18 protein-coding genes are annotated in these 18,168 nt (G+C 71.1%); 8 read left to right on the plus strand and 10 right to left on the minus strand.

The features are described 5' to 3' along the window. Positions 1-138: 138 nt before the first annotated feature. Positions 139-1,725, plus strand: a complete 1,587-nt coding sequence (locus ABS41_RS11965; protein ID WP_290594855.1) for a sulfotransferase — start codon at positions 139-141, stop codon at positions 1,723-1,725. A 4-nt stretch (positions 1,726-1,729) separates the two neighbouring features. Here the strand turns inward: ABS41_RS11965 and ABS41_RS11970 are convergent, their stop codons facing one another. After that, a complete protein-coding gene (locus tag ABS41_RS11970) occupies positions 1,730-3,016 on the minus strand; it encodes an aspartyl/asparaginyl beta-hydroxylase domain-containing protein (RefSeq protein WP_290594856.1) in 1,287 nt (428 codons plus the stop codon). A 90-nt stretch (positions 3,017-3,106) separates the two neighbouring features. On the opposite strand from ABS41_RS11970, the gene ABS41_RS11975 reads away from it, so the two are divergent. Continuing rightward, positions 3,107-4,099 (plus strand): class I SAM-dependent methyltransferase, encoded by a 993-nt coding sequence (locus ABS41_RS11975; protein WP_290594857.1) that lies wholly within the window; start codon positions 3,107-3,109, stop codon positions 4,097-4,099. A gap of 57 nt (positions 4,100-4,156) precedes the next feature. On the opposite strand, the gene ABS41_RS11980 is transcribed toward ABS41_RS11975, so the two are convergent. After that, a complete protein-coding gene (locus tag ABS41_RS11980; RefSeq protein ID WP_290594858.1) occupies positions 4,157-5,635 on the minus strand; it encodes a M20 family metallopeptidase in 1,479 nt (492 codons plus the stop codon). A 208-nt stretch (positions 5,636-5,843) separates the two neighbouring features. Here ABS41_RS11980 and ABS41_RS11985 point away from each other — a divergent pair, with 208 nt between their 5' ends. The 4 genes from ABS41_RS11985 (at position 5,844) to ABS41_RS12000 (ending at position 7,812) form a co-directional block, all read left to right on the plus strand. Further along, positions 5,844-6,155 (plus strand): helix-hairpin-helix domain-containing protein, encoded by a 312-nt coding sequence (locus ABS41_RS11985; protein WP_290594859.1) that lies wholly within the window; start codon positions 5,844-5,846, stop codon positions 6,153-6,155. 68 nt (positions 6,156-6,223) lie between these two features. Beyond that, the gene (locus ABS41_RS11990; RefSeq protein ID WP_290594860.1) at positions 6,224-6,724 is read left to right on the plus strand and encodes a transposase; all 501 of its coding nucleotides are present in this window, start codon (positions 6,224-6,226) and stop codon (positions 6,722-6,724) included. Positions 6,725-6,748: 24 nt separating this feature from the next. Next, a complete protein-coding gene (locus ABS41_RS11995) occupies positions 6,749-7,213 on the plus strand; it encodes an SET domain-containing protein-lysine N-methyltransferase (protein ID WP_290594861.1) in 465 nt (154 codons plus the stop codon). Beyond that, complete coding sequence (locus ABS41_RS12000) at positions 7,213-7,812, plus strand: HutD family protein (protein ID WP_290594862.1); 600 nt, start codon at positions 7,213-7,215, stop codon at positions 7,810-7,812. The genes ABS41_RS11995 and ABS41_RS12000 overlap by 1 nt, the downstream gene beginning before the upstream one ends. Positions 7,813-7,903: 91 nt before the next feature. Here ABS41_RS12000 and ABS41_RS12005 read toward each other — a convergent pair whose 3' ends face one another. The 8 genes from ABS41_RS12005 to ABS41_RS12040 form a co-directional block, all read right to left on the minus strand. Next, entirely contained in the window at positions 7,904-8,218 is a 315-nt protein-coding gene (locus ABS41_RS12005) for a non-heme iron oxygenase ferredoxin subunit (protein WP_290594863.1), read from the minus strand. Next, positions 8,215-8,778, minus strand: a complete 564-nt coding sequence (locus ABS41_RS12010) for a GNAT family N-acetyltransferase (RefSeq protein ID WP_290594864.1) — start codon at positions 8,776-8,778, stop codon at positions 8,215-8,217. The genes ABS41_RS12005 and ABS41_RS12010 overlap by 4 nt, the downstream gene beginning before the upstream one ends. 88 nt (positions 8,779-8,866) lie before the next feature. Beyond that, positions 8,867-10,102 carry a cysteine desulfurase gene (locus ABS41_RS12015; RefSeq protein ID WP_290594865.1) on the minus strand — a complete coding sequence of 412 codons (1,236 nt, stop codon included), beginning with the start codon at positions 10,100-10,102 and terminating at the stop codon, positions 8,867-8,869. Then, on the minus strand, positions 10,099-11,397 hold the full coding sequence (gene sufD / locus ABS41_RS12020) for a Fe-S cluster assembly protein SufD (RefSeq protein WP_290594866.1): 1,299 nt from the start codon (positions 11,395-11,397) through the stop codon (positions 10,099-10,101). Before sufD ends, ABS41_RS12015 begins: the two co-directional genes overlap by 4 nt. Next, positions 11,394-12,164: a Fe-S cluster assembly ATPase SufC gene (sufC, locus tag ABS41_RS12025; protein WP_290594867.1), complete on the minus strand. Its 771-nt coding sequence runs from the start codon at positions 12,162-12,164 to the stop codon at positions 11,394-11,396. Before sufC ends, sufD begins: the two co-directional genes overlap by 4 nt. A gap of 66 nt (positions 12,165-12,230) precedes the next feature. Continuing rightward, on the minus strand, positions 12,231-13,673 hold the full coding sequence (sufB, locus tag ABS41_RS12030) for a Fe-S cluster assembly protein SufB (protein ID WP_290594868.1): 1,443 nt from the start codon (positions 13,671-13,673) through the stop codon (positions 12,231-12,233). A gap of 1 nt (position 13,674) precedes the next feature. Beyond that, positions 13,675-14,130, minus strand: a complete 456-nt coding sequence (locus ABS41_RS12035; RefSeq protein WP_290594869.1) for an SUF system Fe-S cluster assembly regulator — start codon at positions 14,128-14,130, stop codon at positions 13,675-13,677. An 84-nt stretch (positions 14,131-14,214) separates the two neighbouring features. Further along, the gene (locus ABS41_RS12040) at positions 14,215-15,249 is read right to left on the minus strand and encodes a VIT1/CCC1 transporter family protein (protein WP_290594870.1); all 1,035 of its coding nucleotides are present in this window, start codon (positions 15,247-15,249) and stop codon (positions 14,215-14,217) included. 97 nt (positions 15,250-15,346) lie between these two features. On the opposite strand from ABS41_RS12040, the gene ABS41_RS12045 reads away from it, so the two are divergent. Next, complete coding sequence (locus ABS41_RS12045; RefSeq protein ID WP_290594871.1) at positions 15,347-15,829, plus strand: SET domain-containing protein; 483 nt, start codon at positions 15,347-15,349, stop codon at positions 15,827-15,829. Positions 15,830-15,913: 84 nt separating this feature from the next. Further along, a complete protein-coding gene (locus ABS41_RS12050) occupies positions 15,914-18,151 on the plus strand; it encodes a DUF5916 domain-containing protein (RefSeq protein WP_290594872.1) in 2,238 nt (745 codons plus the stop codon). Positions 18,152-18,168: the final 17 nt, after the last annotated feature.

An 18,168-nucleotide genomic window follows, 5' to 3' on the forward strand; every position in this document is an offset into this window, starting at 1 on the left:
GTCGGCCACGGCCGGCCCCGATTTGCTGCTTAGACACCAACAAATCTACCGGGTCGGCCGTGCGCCACTCCCCTCAGTTGGGAGAAGAACCTTTTTTTTCGCCTATAATCCGGGGCCACCGCGAAAGGCCCGCACCTGATGTCCCAAGCCGCGATCGTCGACGAAACCCGGTTCCGCAAGCACCTGCGGCGCGCCGAGGCCTACCAGGCCCAGGGCCTGCGCGAGGACGCGCTGGCGAGCTACGCCGCGGCCGCGGAGGCCAATCCGGACGACATCCCGACCCGGCTGCGCATGGTCGACCTGCACCTGGGCGCGCGCCGCCACAACCCGGCCCGCGCCGAGGCACTGCGTGCCACCTCGGGCTTCGTCTCCAGCCCGAAGATCGCGCTCGAGCTGGTCGAGCGCTTGTTCACGCTGGGCGAAACCCACGTGGTGGTGCAGATCGCCCGGCAGCTGCACCCCGGCATGTGGGACTCGGCGCAGTCGCTGGCCGAGATGGCGCGCCACCTCACCCTGATGGGTGCGCACGACCTCGCCGACGGCTTCGCCAAGGCGGCCGTGCAGCGCGACGGCCGCCATCCGCCTTCCTTGTTCATCATGGCCACGATGGACATCTTCTTCGGCCGCATGGACGCGGCGGCCGAGCACATCGGGCGCTGCCTGGAGCTGGTGCCGCACGACCCGAGTTCGAACTGGCTGATGTCGCGCCTGCGCCGTCCCGACGCCGGGCCGCGCATCGACCGCATCCGCGCGGCGCTGGCCGCCTCGCCGTCGGCCGAGGCCCAGTCCTGGCTCTGGTACGCGCTGCACGGCGAACTGCACGAGCTGCGTGACTACGCGGCGTCGTGGGAAGCCCTGATGCAGGGCTGCGCGGCAAAGCGTTCGCTGCTGGCCTACGACCCGGCGCGGGAAACGCAGATGTACGACACCCTGCGCCGCTGGAACGCGCACGAGCTGGCCCGGCCGGGAGGCCACCGCGACCCCTCGCTGGTGCCGATCTTCGTCATCGGCCTGCACCGCTCGGGCACCACCCTGGCCGAGCGCATCCTCTCCGGCCACCCCGCCATCCAGGGCGCCGGCGAAACCTATGAGTTCACCACCGCGCTGCGCCGGGCCAGCGGCCTGCACTTCAAGGGCGAAACCTCGCTCGAGGTGATCCAGGCCCGCACCACGCTCGACTACGGCCAGCTCGGCCGCGACTACCTCGAAGGCATGCGCTGGCGCGCCGGCGGCAAGCAGTACGTCACCGAGAAGCTGCCTTCGAACTACGTCAACGTCGGCTTCATCGCCCGGGCGCTGCCGCAGGCGCGCTTCGTGCACCTGCGCCGGAACGCCATCGACGTGGGCCTGTCGAACCTGCGCACGCTGTTCAACGAAGCCTGCCCGTTCTCCTACGACCAGATGGACTTCGTCGAGCACCACGGCCGCTACCGAGCGCTGATGCAGCGCTGGCGCGAGCTTCTGCCCGGCCGCCTGATCGACGTGGACTACGACGAGATGGTCGCCCAGCCCGAGGCCACCGCCCGCAAGCTGGCCGGCTTCTGCGGCCTGGAGTACGACCCGGCCATGGTGCGCATCGAAGAGCGCACGGACGCCGTGGCCACCGCCTCGAGCGTGATGATGCGCGACGGCATCCGCAAGGACCGCGGCGGCCTGTGGCAGGCCTACGCGCAGTGGCTGCAGCCGATGATCGACAAGCTGTCGGACATCCCCGGCTACCGCTGAAGGGTCAATCCAGGATGTGCTGCCGCTCGGGGTAGAAGGCGGCGTAGGCCTCGGTGACCGCGGCCACCATCGCCCGCTCGCGCTCGTCCAGGAACGGGTTCCAGACGTCGAGGATCAGCACCACGCGCGCTTCCTGGCTGCGGTTCCAGGCCTCGTGCTCGATGGTGTCGTCGAAGGCCAGGATTTCCCCGCGCCGCCACTGCCGGGTGTCGTTGCCCACGCGGATGGCGCAGTCGGGCGGGATGATCAGCGGCAGGTGCACGATGGTGCGCGTGTTGGTGGCGCCATGGTGCGGCGGGATGTGCGTGCCCGGCCGCAGGCGCGAGAAGAAGGCCGTGGGCCCGCGCTCGCGGATGTGCACCAGCGGCACATCGTCCAGCGCCGCCGCCGTCACCGGGCAGGCCTCGCAGTTGCGCACCACGCGCTCGCCCTGGTTGTGCAGGAAGAACACGCCCCAGTCGGGGTTGTGGTTGATGGCGCGCCAGGCGTCGCTGTCGGGCACCTCGCCGTCGGGCTTTTGCACGTAGGGAATGAAACCCTGCTCGCCACCGGCCACCAGCGCCGTCACTTCGGCGGTGATTTCATCGGTGCGCGCCTCGAGCGCGGCGGCCCAGGGGAACAGCTCGCGCGGGTAGAAGGTGAGCGCCGGAAGCTTGGGGAAGTACATGAAACCCGGCTTGGGCAGCTGCGGCTTGGCGCGGCCCATCAGGATCTCGAAGCACTCTTCGAAGCGTGCGCCGGCCACGGTGCCGGCGGGTGCCTGCGCCATCGCCTGGCGCAGGGCGTCCTCGAGCTGGCGCTGTTCGGCGCGCACGAGTTCCGAGCCGTGCGCCAGCTGCTGCTGCAGCGTAACGGGCAGGGTGGGGATGCGCGCGGCCTGGTCGAGCGCGGCGCGGTAGTGCTGGGTGGCCTCGCGCACGCGCCCTGCGGATTCGAGCACCTGCGCCAGGTCCAGGCGCACCGGCAGGAAGCCCGGGTCCAGCGCCAGCGCGGCCTCGTAGGCTTCGATGGTGCCGCCGGCATTGCCCAGGGCCGCCAAGATGCGGCCACGGTTGGCCTCGAACACGGCGGCGCGCGGCTGCCCGGCGCAGGCCTGTTCGATCAGGCGGCGCGCGTCCTCCAGCCGGCCGGCCCAGAAGCTCTGCATCGCCAGGAAATGTGCCGCGGGGCCGTGGTCCGGCGCCGCGGCGAGCACCTCGCGGTAGCGCCGCGCCGCGTGCTCGGCCTGGCCCGATTGCGCCAGGCGTTCGGCCTCGGCGGCCATGGCCTGGATCTGGGGCGTGTGGGTCATGGCGATGCTGCCGTCGGATGCGTCCCGCCATTATCACCGTGCCCAAGGGGCGGCGCTATAATCGGCCCCTTGTCTCGCAGGGAAAAAACGATGGCCGACGATTCGACGCTGCTGGCCGAGCGGCGCAGGAGCTGGACGAACTACTGGGCCAGCGGCGCCCTGCATTCGTGCCTGGGCAGCTTCGACGGCAATTACGCCGGCGAAGTGCCGGAGGCCTGGCGCGGCGCGCTGGCGGCGCTGCCCGCGGGCGCCACCGTGCTCGACCTGTGCACCGGCAACGGCGCGCTGCCGGCGCTGTTCGTCGGCGAGCCGGCCGGCGCGGCCCTGGCCCGCATCCACGCCGTCGACCTGGCGCAGATCCGCCCGGACTGGGTGAACCAGCTCGAGCCGGGCCAGCGCGAGCGCGTGGCCTTCCAGGGCGGCATCCAGGCCGAATCGCTGCCTTTCGAGGATGCCAGTTTCGACCTCGTCTGCAGCCAGTTCGGCATCGAGTACACCGACCTGGGCCGCTCGCTGCCCGAGGTGGCGCGCGTGCTCAAGCCCGGCGGCCTGTTCGCCGTGGTGCTGCACGACACCGAATCGCTGATGTGCCGCAACGCCCGCGAGGAGCGCACCCACCTGGCGTGGATGGCCGAGCACAACCCCATCGCCCGCGCGGCCGAGCTTTGCCGCTTCGTCGCCCGCGCCGCCACGCCGGAAGGCCGCCAGGCGCTGGCCGCCGATCCGGCCGCCGAGAAGGCGCGGCTGGCCTTGAATGAAGTGATGGCCGCCATGACCCTGCGCGCGCAGGAGCACGTGGTGCCCGACGTGCTGGTGCAGTCGCAGCGCACCATCTTCGAGGCCATCCAGGCCGCGATGCGCTCCGGCGACGCCGAGGTGGGCCTGCAGGGCCTGGCCTGGCTGCGGGAGCAGCTGCTGCAGTCCGACCTGCGCCTGGCCGAGCTGCTCGGCTGCGCGCTCGACGAGGCCGCGCTCGACGGCTTCCTCGCCGGCACCGGACTGGCCGAGGAAACCCGGCGTCCGCTCACCTTCCCGGGCGGCGACCGCCTCGGCTGGTGGCTGCAGGCGCGCAAGCCCGCCTGATGCCCGATCGGCGGGGCCGGGCATCGCGCCCGCGCCCCGCGCTTTGAATCGCCTGCCTCAGCAGCAGCCGTGGTCGCCGAACTGGGCGTGCCCGGCCTGCGCCGCGACGCCGCGGGTGAGGCCCTTCTCGCTGGCCACGTAATGCTCGGCGATCACCTTGGCCACGGCCGAGGTGACGCGCTTGCCGGTGGGGATGTGCAGGAATTCGTTCGGGCCGTGCGCATTGCTGTGCGGTCCCAGCACGCCGGTGATCATGAACTGCGCGCCCGGGAACTTCTCGCCCAGCATGCCCATGAACGGGATGGTGCCGCCCTCGCCCATGTACATCGCCGGCGCACCGAAGAACTCGCGGCTGGCATGGTTGATGGCGTGCTCGAGCCAGGGCGCGAGCGCCGGCGCGTTCCAGCCGGTGCTGGCCTTCTCGAGCTCCACTTCCACCTTGCAGCCGTTCGGCGGGTTGGCCTCGAGCACGCGCTTGAGCACCTCGCCGGCCTTCTTCGGCTCGAGCGTGGGCGGCAGGCGCAGGCTGAGCTTGACCGCGGTGTGCGGGCGCAGCACGTTGCCGGCGCTGTGCAGCGGCGGCATGCCGTCGGCACCGGTGACCGACAGGGCCGGGCGCCAGGTGCGGTTGAGCACCAGCTCGGTCAGGTCGGGGTTCATCGGCGTCATGCCCGGCAGGAACGGGAACTTGTCCCAGACCTCGCTGCCCAGCACGTCGGCGGCGGCGCGCGCCTGGCGGATGCGCTGCTCGGGGATGTCGACGTAGAGGTCCTCGACCAGGATCCTGCCGGTGGTTTCGTCTTCGAGGCGCGAGAGCAGCTGGCGCAGGATGCGGAAGCTCGAGGGCACGATGCCGCTCGCGTCGCCGCTGTGCACGCCTTCGCTGAGCACGCTGACCTTGAGGTTGCCGCCGGCCAGGCCGCGCAGCGAGGTGGTGCACCAGAGCTGGTCGTAGTTGGCGCAGCCCGAATCCAGGCACACCACCAGCGAGGGCTTGCCGATGCGCGCGGCCAGGTGGTCGACGTAGTAGGGCAGGTCGTAGCTGCCCGATTCCTCGCAGGCCTCGATGAGGATGACGCAGCGGCTGTGCGGCAGGCCCTGCTCCTGCAGCGCGCGGATGGCGGTGAGCGAGCCGTAGAGCGCGTAACCATCGTCGGCGCCGCCGCGGCCGTAGAGCTTGTCGCCCTTGATGACCGGCTTCCAGGGGCCGAGGTCGTCGGCCCAGCCGGTCATTTCCGGCTGCTTGTCGAGGTGGCCGTAGAGCAGCACGCAGTCGTCGCCCTGGCCGGGGATCTCGATGAAGATCAGCGGCGTGCGGCCCTCGAGCTCGATGACCTCGACGCTCATGCCCTTCACCGGCTGCGCCTTCGCCCAGCCGGCCATCAGCTTCACCGCGTCGGCCATGTAGCCGTTTTCGCGCCACTGCGCGTCGAACATCGGCGACTTGTTCGGGATGCGGATGTATTCGACGAGCTGCGGGACGATGTCGCCGTCCCAGGCCTCGGCGACGAAGCGGTCGGTCTTGCTGGTGTCCATGGACAGGTCCTTTGCGTAGGCAAGGCCCTGATTTTACGCGCTTCGTGTTATGCGCGCGTGGCGGGGTAGGAAGCCGCCGACGCACGGCGGGGGGCTGTTCCCAGCCCATTCCGGGCGTTCCGGCGATGGGGCGCGGCGGCGGCGCTGCCGACACTGTGCCTGCCGACGCCAGCCCGGCGCGGCGCGACCCCAAATCCGAGGAACCGCCATGAACAAGACCGTATCCCTGCTTGCCCCGCTGCTGCTGGGCGCCTTCCTGGCCGGCGGCGCGCTGGCCGCCGAGAAGGTGGACATCAACAAAGCCGACGCCGCCACCCTCGACCGCGTGCTCGACGGCGTCGGTCCGGCCAAGGCCGAGGCCATCATCGCCCACCGCCAGAAGCACGGTGCCTTCCGCAGCGCCGACGAGCTGGTCGAAGTGAAGGGCATCGGCCTGGCCCTGGTCGAGGCCAACCGCGAGCGCATCACGGTGGGCGCCGGCAAGGCCGCCGCGCCGGCCGCCGAGCCCGAGTCCGACTGAAACGCCACCGTGGGACCCCCTTCGGCCCGGCGCCGCCGGGCCGCTTTTTCCCGAGGTCTTTCGCCACCATGAGCCACTCCCGGCCCTTGCCCGACCCCGCCATCGCCGAATTCCGCCGCGTCCGGCTCGAACGGCGCTCGGTGCCCGGCCAGACCTACCTGCTCACCGTGGCCACGCTCTATCGCCGGCCCGTGTTCGCCGACGACGAGGCGGCGCGCGCCGTCTGCCGGGTGCATAACGCCCAGTGGCCCTGGCGCGACAGCGCGGTGCTGGCCTGGGTGCTGATGCCCGACTGCTGGCAAGGCCTGGTGACGCTGGGCGAACGCGACAGCCTCTCGACCCTGATGGGGCGCTTCAAGTCGCTCACTTCCCGCGCCGTCGAAGACCGCCACCGCGTGAACGGCTGGCTCTGGGGCCGCGGTTTCGAAGACCGGGCCCTCCGCCCGGACGAGGCACCGATGGCCGCGGCCCGGCACCTGGTGGGCACGCCGCTGCGGGCCGGCCTGGTGCGGCGGCTGGGTGACTACGCTTACTGGAACACGGCGTGGCTCGACCCCGGCGGCACCTGAGGCCGCTGCGCTAGACTGCGCGGCATGATCCTGCCGCGCTACCACGTCGCCGACTCGCGCATCCCGGGCGCCGGGAAGGGACTGTTCCTGGACGAGCCGGTGGCGCGCGGGCGCATCGTGGTGGCGCCCGACGACATCCCGCGCACCTGGCGCTGGGACGAGGTGCGCGCCCAGCCCGATCCGCGGGCCGCGATGGACGCCGCGGTGCGCTGGTTCGAGGACCGCTACACCATCAGCCTCGACTGGCCCGACGAGTGTTACGTCAACCACAGCTTCGAGCCCAACGGGCTGTGGCACCTGGGCTTCATCTTCGCCGCGCGCGAGCTCGCCGCCGGCGAGGAGCTGACGGTGGACTACCGCCACCTGCTGCCCGAGGGCGAGGCCGAGGTCTTCCGCGACGCCGGCACCGGCCGCGAGATCATCGGTTTTTCCTGGGCCGAATCGCTGGCCTCGTCCACGCGCGCGCTGGCGGCGCTGCAGGCCGGCTGATGCGCCTGCTGCACCTGCCCGCCCAGGAGTACCGCCGCGAGCGCTGGCGCAACGAGCGTGGCTGGACCCGCGAGATCCACCGCCAGCCCGAGGGGGCCGCGCAATGGGACTGGCGCGCCTCGATCGCCGAGATCGACCACGATGCCCCGTTTTCGCCCTTTCCCGGCTGCGACCGCGAACTGGTGCTGCTGGCGGGCGAGGGCATGCACCTGCACTTCGACGACGGCGAGTCGGCCACGCTGCTGCCGCCGCACCAGCGCCTGCGTTTCGCCGGCGAAAGGCCGCTGCGCGCCGAGCTCATCGCCGGACCCACGCACGATTTCAACCTGATCTGGCGCCGCGATGCGGTCGAGGCCACGCTGCTGCACCGGCCGCTGGTGGGGCCGATGGTGTTCTTCGCCGAGCCCGGCACTACCTGGCTGCTGCACCTGCTGCAGGGCCAGGCGGCGTTCAAGGACCTGGCGCGGCCGCTGCGCCTGGAGCAGGGCGACAGCGCGCTGCTGCTGCCCGACCCCGACGGCCCCTCGCGCCTGATCCTGCAGGGCGGCGGCGAGCTGCTGCTTGCGAAGCTGCGATCCCGCTCCGAATCACCCCTGTAGGAGCGCCTTCAGGCGCGAATATTCTGATTTTGGCTTTGCCTTTGGCAAAGAACGGATTCGCGCCTGAAGGCGCTCCTACGGACCGCTGCGCTCAGCGGTCGTCGCGGGTCCAGACCGCGCCGTCCTCGACCTTCACCGGGAACTTGGGCACGGCCGTGTAGGCCGGCGCGCACAGGGCCTCGCCGGTGCGCAGGTCGAAGCGTGCGCCGTGCAGGGTGCACTCGACCTGGTCGCCGTCGATCGGCCCGGCGCTGAGCTCGAAGTCCTCGTGCGTGCACTTGTCCTCGAGGGCGTAGAACCGGCCGTCGAGGTTGACCACCAGGATCGGCGTATCGCCGTCCCAGGCGACGGTCGATTCGCCCGGCAGCAGCTCGGACGTGGCGCAGACGCGCACCCAGGCGCTCACAGCCGCTTCTCCAGCACCTCGAAGCGCAGGTCCGGCCGCAGCGGGATGCCGAAGCGCTCGTCGCCGTAGGGGAAGGGCTTCTTGAGGCCGGTGCGGGTGTAGCCGCGGCGCTCGTACCAGGCGATGAGTTCGTCGCGCACGTCGATCACGGTCATGCGCATCACCGCCATGCCGTAGTCGTCGCGGGCGATGCGCTCGGCCTCGGCCAGCACTTCGCGGCCCAGGCCGCTGCGCTGCAGCGTCGGCTGCACCGAGAACATGCCGAAGTAACCGGCGCCGTCCTCGACGGCCACGTGGGCGCAGGCCACCAGCGCCTCGCCGCGGAAGGCCAGCAGCACCTGGCTTTGCGGCCGGCGGAGGTTGGCGAGCACGTCCCCGGCATTGGTGCGGCGGCCGTCGAGCAGGTCGGCCTCGGTGGTCCAGCCGGCGCGGCTGGCATGGCCTCGGTAGGCCGACTCGACCAGCGCCACGATCGCATCCACGTCATCCGCCGTGGCCGCGCGGAACACCAGCGGCGCCTGCCAGCCGCCGTCAGCCTTGTTCGGTTCCTGCCAACTCATTCCTGAACCCCGTGAACCAGGTTGATTTTATCCAACCCGGTACACGGGCGGAGGGAGGGTGAACCCGGTTGGATAAAATCAACCTGGTTCACTGGAGCAGTTTGCGGACCTTTTCGATGCCGGCGGCCAGCTGCTCGACTTCGACGTGGGTGTTGTAGAAGGCCAGCGAGGCGCGGCAGGTGGCCGGCACGCCGAAGTGCGCCATCAGCGGATGCGCGCAGTGGTGGCCCGAACGCACGGCGATGCCTTCCAGGTCGAGCAGGGTGGCCAGGTCGTGCGCATGCGCGCCTTCCACCAGGAAGCTGATCACCGCCGCCTTGCCCGGCGCCGTGCCGTAGATGCGCAGGCCCGGAATGGCCGACAGGCGCTCGGTCGCGATCGCCAGCAGCGCCTGCTCGCGCGCCTCGACCTCGGCCATGCCGATGGCCGAGAGGTAGTCCACCGCCGCGCCCAGGCCCACCACGCCGGCGATGTTGGGCGTGCCGGCCTCGAACTTGTGCGGCGGGTCGTTGAACACCGTGCCCTCGAAGCGCACTTCCTTGATCATCTCGCCGCCGCCCAGGAAGGGCGGCATCTCGCGCAGGTGCTCGCGCCGCGCCCACAGCCCGCCGGTGCCGGTGGGGCCGAGCATCTTGTGGCCGGTGAAGGCGTAGAAGTCGCAGCCCAGGGCCTTGAGGTCCACCGCGCGGTGCGGCAGCGCCTGCGAGCCGTCCACCAGGGTCGGCACGCCGCGCTGGCGCGCCAGCCGGCAGATCTCGGCCACCGGGTTGACCGTGCCCAGCACGTTCGAGACGTGGGTGAAGGCCAGCAGCTTCACTTCCGGAGTGAGCTTGGCGCGCAGGTCGTCGAGGTCGAGCGCGCCCTCGGGGGTGATCTCCACCACCTTGATGCTCGCGCCGGTGCGCTGGGCCACCAGCTGCCAGGGCACGATGTTGGCGTGGTGCTCCATGCGCGTGAGCAGGATGGCGTCGCCGGCCTGCAGGCGCGGCAGCGCCCAGCTGTAGGCCACCAGGTTGATGGCGAAGGTGGTGCCGGAGGTGAGCACCAGCTCGTCGCCCGGCACGCCCAGGAAGCGCGCCAGGCGCGTGCGCGCGCCCTCGTAGGCCTCGGTGGCCTCGGTGCCCAGGGTGTGCACGGCGCGAGAGACGTTGGCGTTGTGCTCGCGGTAGAAGGCATCGACCGCGGCGATCACCTGCTGCGGCTTTTGCGACGTGTTGGCCGAGTCCAGGTACACCAGCGGCTTGCCGTGCACCTGCCGCGTGAGCACCGGGAAGTCGGCGCGGATGCGCAGCCAGTCCGGGCGGGCCTTGGCGACGGCGCTCACGCCGGTGCCCCGTCGCGCAGCAGGCGCGCGGCCACCGCGTCGCCCAGCGAGGCCGCCAGCGCGGCATCGCCCAGCACCGCCAGCGGCTCGCGCAGGAAGGCCTGCATCAGCAGCACGCGCGCCTGCGCGCCCGGGATGCCGCGGCTGCGCAGGTAGAACAGCGCGGTCTCGTCGAGGCGGCCGACGGTGGCGCCGTGCGCGGCCTTCACTTCGTCGGCGTGGATGACCAGCACCGGCTGGCTGTCGATCTCGGCGGCGTCGGAGAGCAGCAGGTTCTTGTTCGACAGCTCGGCCTCGCTGCCGTCGGCGCCGGCGCGGATCTCGATGCCGCCGTGGAAGACGGCGCGGCCGCGCGCATCGGCCAGGCCGCGCCAGGGCAGCTCGCAGCGGGTGTCGCGGGCCTGGTGGACGATGCCCAGGCGCGTGTCGAGGTGGCGCCGGCCGTCGGCCAGCAGCACGCCGCCGGCATGCAGCGCCGCGCCTTCGCCCTGCAGGGCCACGTTGAGCTCGTGGCGCGAGAGGCCGCCGCCGAGCTCGAGGTCGACGCGGCGGTATTCGGTGCCCGAGGCCAGCACGGCGTCGGTGCGCAGCAGTGCCGTGGCGCCGGCCGCGTCGTCCTGCAGGCGGGCATGCACCAGCTTCGCGCCGCCGGCCAGGTGCACGTGCATCACGTGGTTGGCCAGGTGGCGGTGTTCGCCGGCGTGCAGGTGGTGCTCGACCACGGTGAGCGCGGCGTCCTTGCGCAGCTCGACCAGGTGGCGCAGGTGCGCGGCCTGGTCCTCGCCGGCCGGCGCGCCCACGAACACCAGGTGCACCGGCGCGGTGGCCACGGCGCCCTGCTGCAGGCGCAGCAGCACGCCCTCGGTGGCCAGCGCGGCGTTGAAGCGGGCGAAGAGTTCGTCGGTGCGCTCGTAGCGGCGCGCCAGCACCGACACCGTGCGCGGGTCGTCGCCGGCCAGGGCCTGCGACAGCGGGCGCAGTTCGACGCCGTCGGGCAGCTCGTCGAGCCGGCTCAGGCCGGCATCGAACACGCCGTTGACGAACACCAGGCGCGGCGAGGGCACGTGCGCCAGCCGCGCGGCGTCCACCGGCGCGGCGGCCGGGGCTGCGAAGCCGCGGGCCGAGAGGGCGCGCAGCGAGGTGTATTTCCAGGCCTCGGTGCGCGGGCCGGGCAGGCCGGCGGCGAGCGCCGCGGCCAGCGACTCGCGGCGGGCGCCGCCGAGGCCCTGGGCTTCGACCAGCGGCGCCGGCAGCGCTTCGAAAACGGTGCGGAAGGCGTCGAGCAGGGCGCTCATGGCGTGGCCTTCGCCTCCGGGCCGACACGGTCCTTCACCCAGGCGTAGCCGTGGGCCTCGAGCTCGAGCGCCAGCTCCGGGCCGCCGCTCTCGACGATGCGGCCATCGGCCAGCACGTGCACCACGTCGGGCTTGATGTAGTCGAGCAGGCGCTGGTAGTGGGTGATGACCAGGAAGGCGCGGTCGGGCGAGCGCATCAGGTTCACGCCGTCGGCCACGGCCTTGAGCGCGTCGATGTCCAGGCCCGAATCGGTTTCGTCGAGGATGGCCAGCCTGGGTTCGAGCAGGGCGAGCTGGAAGATCTCGTTGCGCTTCTTCTCGCCGCCGCTGAAGCCTTCGTTGACGCCGCGGTGCAGCAGCTCGTCCTTGAGGTGCAGCACGGCCAGCTTCTCGCGCACCTTCTTGAGGAACTGCATCGAGTCGAGCTCGGCCTCGCCGCGGGCCTTGCGCTGGGCGTTGAGCGCGGCGCGCAGGAAGTAGGTGTTGTTCACGCCCGGGATCTCGACCGGGTACTGGAAGGCCAGGAAGACGCCGGCGGCGGCGCGCTCCTCGGGCTCCAGGCCCAGCAGGTCCTCGCCCTCGAGCGTCACCGAGCCCTCGGTGACCTCGTAGCCCTCGCGCCCGGCCAGGATGTTGCCCAGCGTGGACTTGCCCGCACCGTTGGGGCCCATGATGGCGTGCACCTGGCCCGGCTTCACCTCGAGGCTGAGCCCCTTGAGGATTTCCTTGCCGGCGACGCTGGCGTGGAGGTTGTCGATCTTGAGCATGAACATGGCATCCGTGATTGGTTTTGCTCCCTCTCCCGCCTGCGGGAGAGGGCCGGGGAGAGGGCGTCAGCCGACGGCGCCTTCCAGCGACACTTCCAGCAGCTTCTTGGCTTCCACCGCGAACTCCATCGGCAGCTCGCGGAAGACCTGCTTGCAGAAGCCGTCGACGATCATCGACACCGCGTCCTCCTCGCCGATGCCGCGGCTGCGGCAGTAGAACAGCTGGTCGTCGCTGATCTTCGACGTGGTGGCCTCGTGCTCGACGGTGGCCGTCGGGTGCTTGACCTCGATGTAGGGGAAGGTGTGCGCGCCGCACTGCTTGCCGATCAGCAGGCTGTCGCACTGGGTGTAGTTGCGGGCGCCGGCGGCGGTCTTCTCCATCTTCACCAGGCCGCGGTAGGTATTCTGGCCGCGGCCGGCGCTGATGCCCTTGGAGATGATCTTGGACTTGGTGTTGCGGCCCAGGTGGATCATCTTGGTGCCGGTGTCGGCCTGCTGGCGGTGGTGGGTGAGGGCCACCGAGTAGAACTCGCCCACCGAATCGTCGCCGCGCAGCACGCAGCTCGGGTACTTCCAGGTGATGGCCGAGCCGGTCTCCACCTGCGTCCAGCTGATCTTGGAGCGATCGCCGCGGCACTCGCCGCGCTTGGTGACGAAGTTGTAGATGCCGCCCACGCCGTTCTCGTCGCCCGGGTACCAGTTCTGCACCGTCGAGTACTTGATCTCGGCGTCTTCCAGCGCCACCAGCTCGACCACCGCGGCGTGCAGCTGGTTCTCGTCGCGCTGCGGCGCCGTGCAGCCCTCGAGGTAGGACACGTGGGCCCGCTCCTCGCAGATGATCAGGGTGCGCTCGAACTGGCCGGTGTGGCCGGCGTTGATGCGGAAGTAGGTGCTCAGCTCCATCGGGCAGCGCACGCCCCTGGGGATGAACACGAACGAGCCGTCGGAGAACACGGCCGAGTTGAGCGCCGCGAAGTAGTTGTCGCCCACCGGCACCACGCTGCCCAGGTACTGGCGCACGAGCTCGGGGTGCTCCTTGATGGCCTCGGACATCGAGCAGAAGATCACGCCCTTCTCGGCCAGCTCCTTGCGGAAGGTGGTGCCGACCGAGACCGAGTCGAACACCGCGTCCACGGCCACGCCGGCGAGCTTGGCGCGCTCGTGCAGCGGCACGCCGAGCTTGTCGTAGGTGTCGAGCAGCTCCTGCGGCACCTCGTCGAGCGACTTGTACTTCGGGCCCTTGGGCGCGCTGAAGTAGCTCAGCGCCTGCAGGTCGATCGGCGCGATCTCGAGCTTGGCCCAGTCGGGCATGGGCATGGTGAGGAACTTGCGGTAGGCGGCCAGGCGCCAGTCCGTCATCCACTCGGGCTCCTCCTTGCGGGCCGAGAGGGCGCGGATCACGTCCTCGTCCAGGCCCGGCGCGAAGGTGTCGGACTCGATGTCGGTGACGAAGCCCGCGTCGTAGCGGCGCGAGAGTTGCTGGTGGATCTGTTCGTTCTGGGTGGCCATGTCAGGCTCCGGCCGGCACGTTGGCCAGCGTCATCGGGATGGCCTTGCGCGCCGCGGAAGGCGGCAGCATCTCGGCCAGGGTGATGCCGCCGAGCGCCTCGGCGATCACGTCGTTGATGCGCCGCCAGTGCGTCTGTACGCCGCAATGCGACTCGTGCTCGCAGCTGCTGTGCTCGCCCGAGCACTCGGTCATGCCCAGCGGGCCCTCGATGGCCTCGACGATGGCGATCAGCGGGATGTCGCGGGCCGGGCGGGCCAGCCGGTAGCCGCCGCTGGCGCCGCGGAAGCTCTCGACCAGGCCGGCGTGGGCCAGGGGCTTGAGCACCTTGGCGACGGTGGGCGGCTCGAGCCGGGCGCGCTCGGCCAGTTCGGCGGACGAGTGCACGCGACCCGGCGCCTCGGCGAGGGCGACCAGGATGACGGTGGCGTAGTCGGTGAGCTTGGTGACGCGAAGCATGGCGTCGGCCTGGCGGGACTAATCAGGACTGAAATTGTACGCTTTGACCCCGGCCGGCTCAATCCACGGGGCGTGAAGCCCGGCTCAGGCCACGTCCACCCCGATCAGGCGGCCGATCAGGAACACCGTCGCGCCGGCCAGGGCGCCGATGCCCAGCATGCGCAAGCCGCCGAGCCAGGGATTGCGGCCGGAGAACAGGCTCATCGCCGCGCCGGTGCCGAACAGGCCGGCGGCGGCCAGCCCGGTGCCCCAGTAGGCGGCCCGGGGCAGGGCGCTGCCCAGGAAGAAGGGAAGCAGCGGCACCAGGGCGCCCACGGTGAAAGCGCTGAAGGAAAACACGGCGGCCCCGATCGGCGATCCGAGGTCGTCGGGGTTGAGGCCCAGCTCCTCGCGCGCCAGCACGTCCAGCGCCTGCTTGGGGTCCTGCACCAGCTGGTGGGCGAAGGTGCGGGCCTGCCCGGGCTCCATGCCGCGGGCGATGTAGATCAGCGCCAGCTCTTCGGCCTCGGCTTCCGGGTATTTGCGCAGTTCGTCGGCTTCCAGGCCGATCTGGTACTCGAACAGCTCGCGCTGCGAGCGCACCGAGACGTACTCGCCGGCGGCCATCGACAGCGCGCCGGCCAGCAGGCCGGCGATGCCGGTGGCCAGCACGGTGCCGGTGCTGGCCTGGGCGCCGACCACGCCGAGGATCAGGCTGGCGTTGGACACCAGGCCGTCGTTGACGCCGAAGATGGCGGCGCGCAGGTTGCCGCCGCCGACGGTGCGGTGGCTGAGCCCGACCTGGGCGAGGTCGGTGGGCAGCAGGTGGCCGCCCAGGGCGGCCGTGTAGGCCGACAGCCCGCGCACCTTCAGCGCCGCCAGCGCCGGCCGCACGCGCCGCGGGCCGAGCCGGCGGGCCAGCACGGCCACGAGCCGCGCGCGGGGCGTGGGAACAAAGGGCAGCGGCAGCGCCTGGCCGGCCTCGGCGGCGGCTTTTTCCCAGGTGCGTGCCTGCTCCTCGGCGGCCGCGGCCAGCGAGCCGAACAGCGCGGCGATGCGCGGGTCGCGCTCCGCGGTGGCCAGGGCCCGGTACAGCCAGGCCGACTGCTTTTCCTCGCTCCAACTGTTCGCCGGATCCATCGCGAGCCCCCGTTTCGTGCTCCCAGCATAAGCCCGGGGCTGCATGGCGTGCGCGGATTGGCCACAATGGCGTCCCTCTCGCCGTGCGGAACACCCCATGCCCAAGAAGATCGAAGCCCGCCGCTCCGCCATCCACGGCAACGGCGTCTTCGCCACCCAGGCCATCGCCAAGGGCGAGCGCGTGGTGCGCTACAAGGGCAAGCTGCGCACGCACGAGGAAGTCGACGGCGAGTACGGCGAGCAGCCGGAGACGGGCCACACCTTCCTGTTCACGCTCAACGACAAGTACGTCATCGACGCCAACATCGACGGCAACGCGGCGCGCTGGATCAACCACAGCTGCGACCCGAACTGCGAGGCGGTGTTCGAGGAAAGCGACACCGGCAAGAAGCGCAAGGACCGGATCTACATCGAGGCCATGCGCGACATCGCCGCCGGCGAGGAACTGACCTACAACTACGGCATCGTGCTCAGCGAGCCGCATACCGCCGCCAACAAGAAACTCTGGGCCTGCCGCTGCGGCTCGCCCAAGTGCACCGGCACCATGCTCCAGCCCAAGAAGTCGAAGAAAAAGGCCTGAAGGCCCTCCCACAGTGACTAACGGCCCGCTCGCCGGGCCGCCCCCGGCGGGACAATGCCCTGCCGCTGCAACCCGAACGACACGATGACCCTTCGCGCCCTCACCGCCGCGCTGGCCCTGGCCGGCGCCAGCCTGCCTGCCGCCGCCATCACCGTGGATGGCCGCATCGACCCGGCCGAATGGGCCGGGGCGCGCCACGTCACCGAATTCGTGCAGGTGCAGCCCATGACCGGCGGCCCCGGCAGCCTGCGCACCGAGGCCTGGATCCTGGCCACGCCGCAGGGCCTGGCCGTGGCCTTCCGAAACCACCAGCCCGCCGGCCTGCCGCGTTCGACCCAGCGCACCCGCCGCGACCAGATGGGCCAGCTCGACCGCGTCAACCTGATGGTGGACTTCGACGGCGACGGCCGTACCGGCTACGACTTCGTGGTGGCGCTGCCCGGCGGCATCGCCGACGAGGTGATCACCAGCGAGCGCAATTTCAACGACGACTGGGACGGCCACTGGCACCACGCCACCACCCAGGACGCCGAAGGCTGGAGCGTCGAGATCCTGGTGCCCTGGCACGTGGCGCCCATGGCCCGCCCGCAGGACGGCACCCGCACCCTGGGCATCTACCTCGACCGCGTGGTGGCGCACACCGGCGAGCGCATCGCCTGGCCCAACGCCAGCTTCATGCGCCCGCGCTTCCTGTCCGAATTCGCCCGCGTCGAGGTGCCGCACTACGACCAGGCGCTGCTGGCGGTGACGCCCTACGTGGTGGGCCTGAACGACAACGTCGCCGGCAGCAGCGACTTCGACGCCGGCGCCGACCTGTTCTGGAAGCCCAGCGGCCAGTTCCAGCTCTCGGCGACCATCAACCCCGACTTCGGCCAGGTCGAGAGCGACGACCTGGTGGTGAACTTCGGTGCCGTCGAAACCTTCTTCGGCGACAAGCGCCCGTTCTTCACGGAAAACCAGGGCCTGTTCGACGTTCCCTTCGGCGCCGGCAACAGCCGCCTGCTCTACACGCGCCGCATCGGCGGCAATGCCGATGACGGCAGCGGCGCCGGCGACGTGGCCGCGGCGGTGAAGCTCAACGGCAGCCTCGGCCAGGTGCGCTACGGCCTGCTGGCCGCCAGCGAGAAGGGCGAGGCCGGCCGCGATTTCTTCGCGCTGCGCGCCACGCGCGACTTCGGCGCCCACGACCTGGGCACGATGCTGACCCACGTCGAGCGGCCCTGGCTCGAACGCGAGGCTTCGGTGGCCTCGGTCGACCACCTGTGGACGCCGGACGGTTCGTGGACCCTGCGCAACCAGGCCGTGGCCTCGAAGTCCACCACCGCCGGCCTGCGCCGGAACGACCTCGGCCTGCAGTCGCGCATCGACTGGCTGATGGGCGATGGCTGGCGCCAGCAGCTCTACCTGCTGCACCTGGGCGACGAGCTCGAGCTCAACGACATCGGCTACCTCGACCGCAACAACTTCAACTACGCGCGCTACGAACTGGCACGGCGCGAGGATGCCCCGGCCGAAGGCTCGCGCTATGCCAGCTACGAGACCCGCTGGGCCGTGTCGAACCGCACCAGCGCCAGCGGACTGCACATCGCCAATGCCGCCGCCGTGCAGCGTTACGCCGAGCTTCGCGACGGCGGTGATGAGTTCTGGGACGTGGCGATGTGGTCGGCGGGCAACGACGACCGCATCACCCGCGGCAACGGCGTGGTGCGGGTGCCGGAAAAGCTCTACGCCTTCTGGGAACGTTCGCGCCCCCAGCGCGGCGCCTGGTCGCTCGAGGGCATGGTGCGCGTGGCCGCGGAAGGCCTGGAAGGAGCCTCGAAGCCCGGCCTGGAGCTCTATTTCGAGCCGACCCTGCACCTGGGCGAGGCGCTGGCGATCGAGTTCGGCCTGGGCCTCGAGCACGAGCCGGACTGGCTGCTCTGGCGCGGCGGCAACCGCCTGGGCAGCTTCCGCGCCGACACGGCCACGGCCAACGCCAGCCTGCAGTGGCAGCTGGGCTCGCGCCAGGAACTGCGCGTGAAGCTCGAGACCATCGCGCTCGACGCGCGGCTCACCCAGGCCTGGGAAGTCGGCCCGGGCGGCCGCCCGGTGCCGGTGGCCGCGCCGGCCGACGTCACCGACTTCAGCCTCGCCAACCTGGGCTTCCAGGTGCGCTGGCGCTACGAGCTGGCGCCGCTCTCGGACCTCTACGTGGTCTACAGCCGCGGCGGCCTGGCCGAAGACGGCGTCAGCCGCTCGCTCGCCGACCTGCTCGGCGACGCCACCTCGCTGCGCGACGCCGAGCAGGTCCTGGTCAAACTCAGCTACCGCTTCGCCAACTGACCGGCCCTGTTGTCGGA

This window comes from Arenimonas sp. SCN 70-307, assembly GCF_001724815.1.
Classification (GTDB): Bacteria; Pseudomonadota; Gammaproteobacteria; order Xanthomonadales; family Xanthomonadaceae; genus Arenimonas.

Excerpts from the sequence above, each read along its gene's own strand:
- ABS41_RS11965 (WP_290594855.1), top strand. The coding sequence starts at position 139 with ATGTCCCAAGCCGCGATCGTCGACGAAACCCGGTTCCGCAAGCACCTG.
- ABS41_RS11970 (WP_290594856.1), bottom strand. The coding sequence starts at position 3,016 with ATGACCCACACGCCCCAGATCCAGGCCATGGCCGCCGAGGCCGAACGC.
- ABS41_RS11975 (WP_290594857.1), top strand. The coding sequence starts at position 3,107 with ATGGCCGACGATTCGACGCTGCTGGCCGAGCGGCGCAGGAGCTGGACG.
- ABS41_RS11980 (WP_290594858.1), bottom strand. The coding sequence starts at position 5,635 with ATGGACACCAGCAAGACCGACCGCTTCGTCGCCGAGGCCTGGGACGGC.
- ABS41_RS11985 (WP_290594859.1), top strand. The coding sequence starts at position 5,844 with ATGAACAAGACCGTATCCCTGCTTGCCCCGCTGCTGCTGGGCGCCTTC.
- ABS41_RS11990 (WP_290594860.1), top strand. The coding sequence starts at position 6,224 with ATGAGCCACTCCCGGCCCTTGCCCGACCCCGCCATCGCCGAATTCCGC.
- ABS41_RS11995 (WP_290594861.1), top strand. The coding sequence starts at position 6,749 with ATGATCCTGCCGCGCTACCACGTCGCCGACTCGCGCATCCCGGGCGCC.
- ABS41_RS12000 (WP_290594862.1), top strand. The coding sequence starts at position 7,213 with ATGCGCCTGCTGCACCTGCCCGCCCAGGAGTACCGCCGCGAGCGCTGG.
- ABS41_RS12010 (WP_290594864.1), bottom strand. The coding sequence starts at position 8,778 with ATGAGTTGGCAGGAACCGAACAAGGCTGACGGCGGCTGGCAGGCGCCG.
- sufD (WP_290594866.1), bottom strand. The coding sequence starts at position 11,397 with ATGAGCGCCCTGCTCGACGCCTTCCGCACCGTTTTCGAAGCGCTGCCG.
- sufC (WP_290594867.1), bottom strand. The coding sequence starts at position 12,164 with ATGCTCAAGATCGACAACCTCCACGCCAGCGTCGCCGGCAAGGAAATC.
- sufB (WP_290594868.1), bottom strand. The coding sequence starts at position 13,673 with ATGGCCACCCAGAACGAACAGATCCACCAGCAACTCTCGCGCCGCTAC.
- ABS41_RS12035 (WP_290594869.1), bottom strand. The coding sequence starts at position 14,130 with ATGCTTCGCGTCACCAAGCTCACCGACTACGCCACCGTCATCCTGGTC.
- ABS41_RS12040 (WP_290594870.1), bottom strand. The coding sequence starts at position 15,249 with ATGGATCCGGCGAACAGTTGGAGCGAGGAAAAGCAGTCGGCCTGGCTG.
- ABS41_RS12045 (WP_290594871.1), top strand. The coding sequence starts at position 15,347 with ATGCCCAAGAAGATCGAAGCCCGCCGCTCCGCCATCCACGGCAACGGC.
- ABS41_RS12050 (WP_290594872.1), top strand. The coding sequence starts at position 15,914 with ATGACCCTTCGCGCCCTCACCGCCGCGCTGGCCCTGGCCGGCGCCAGC.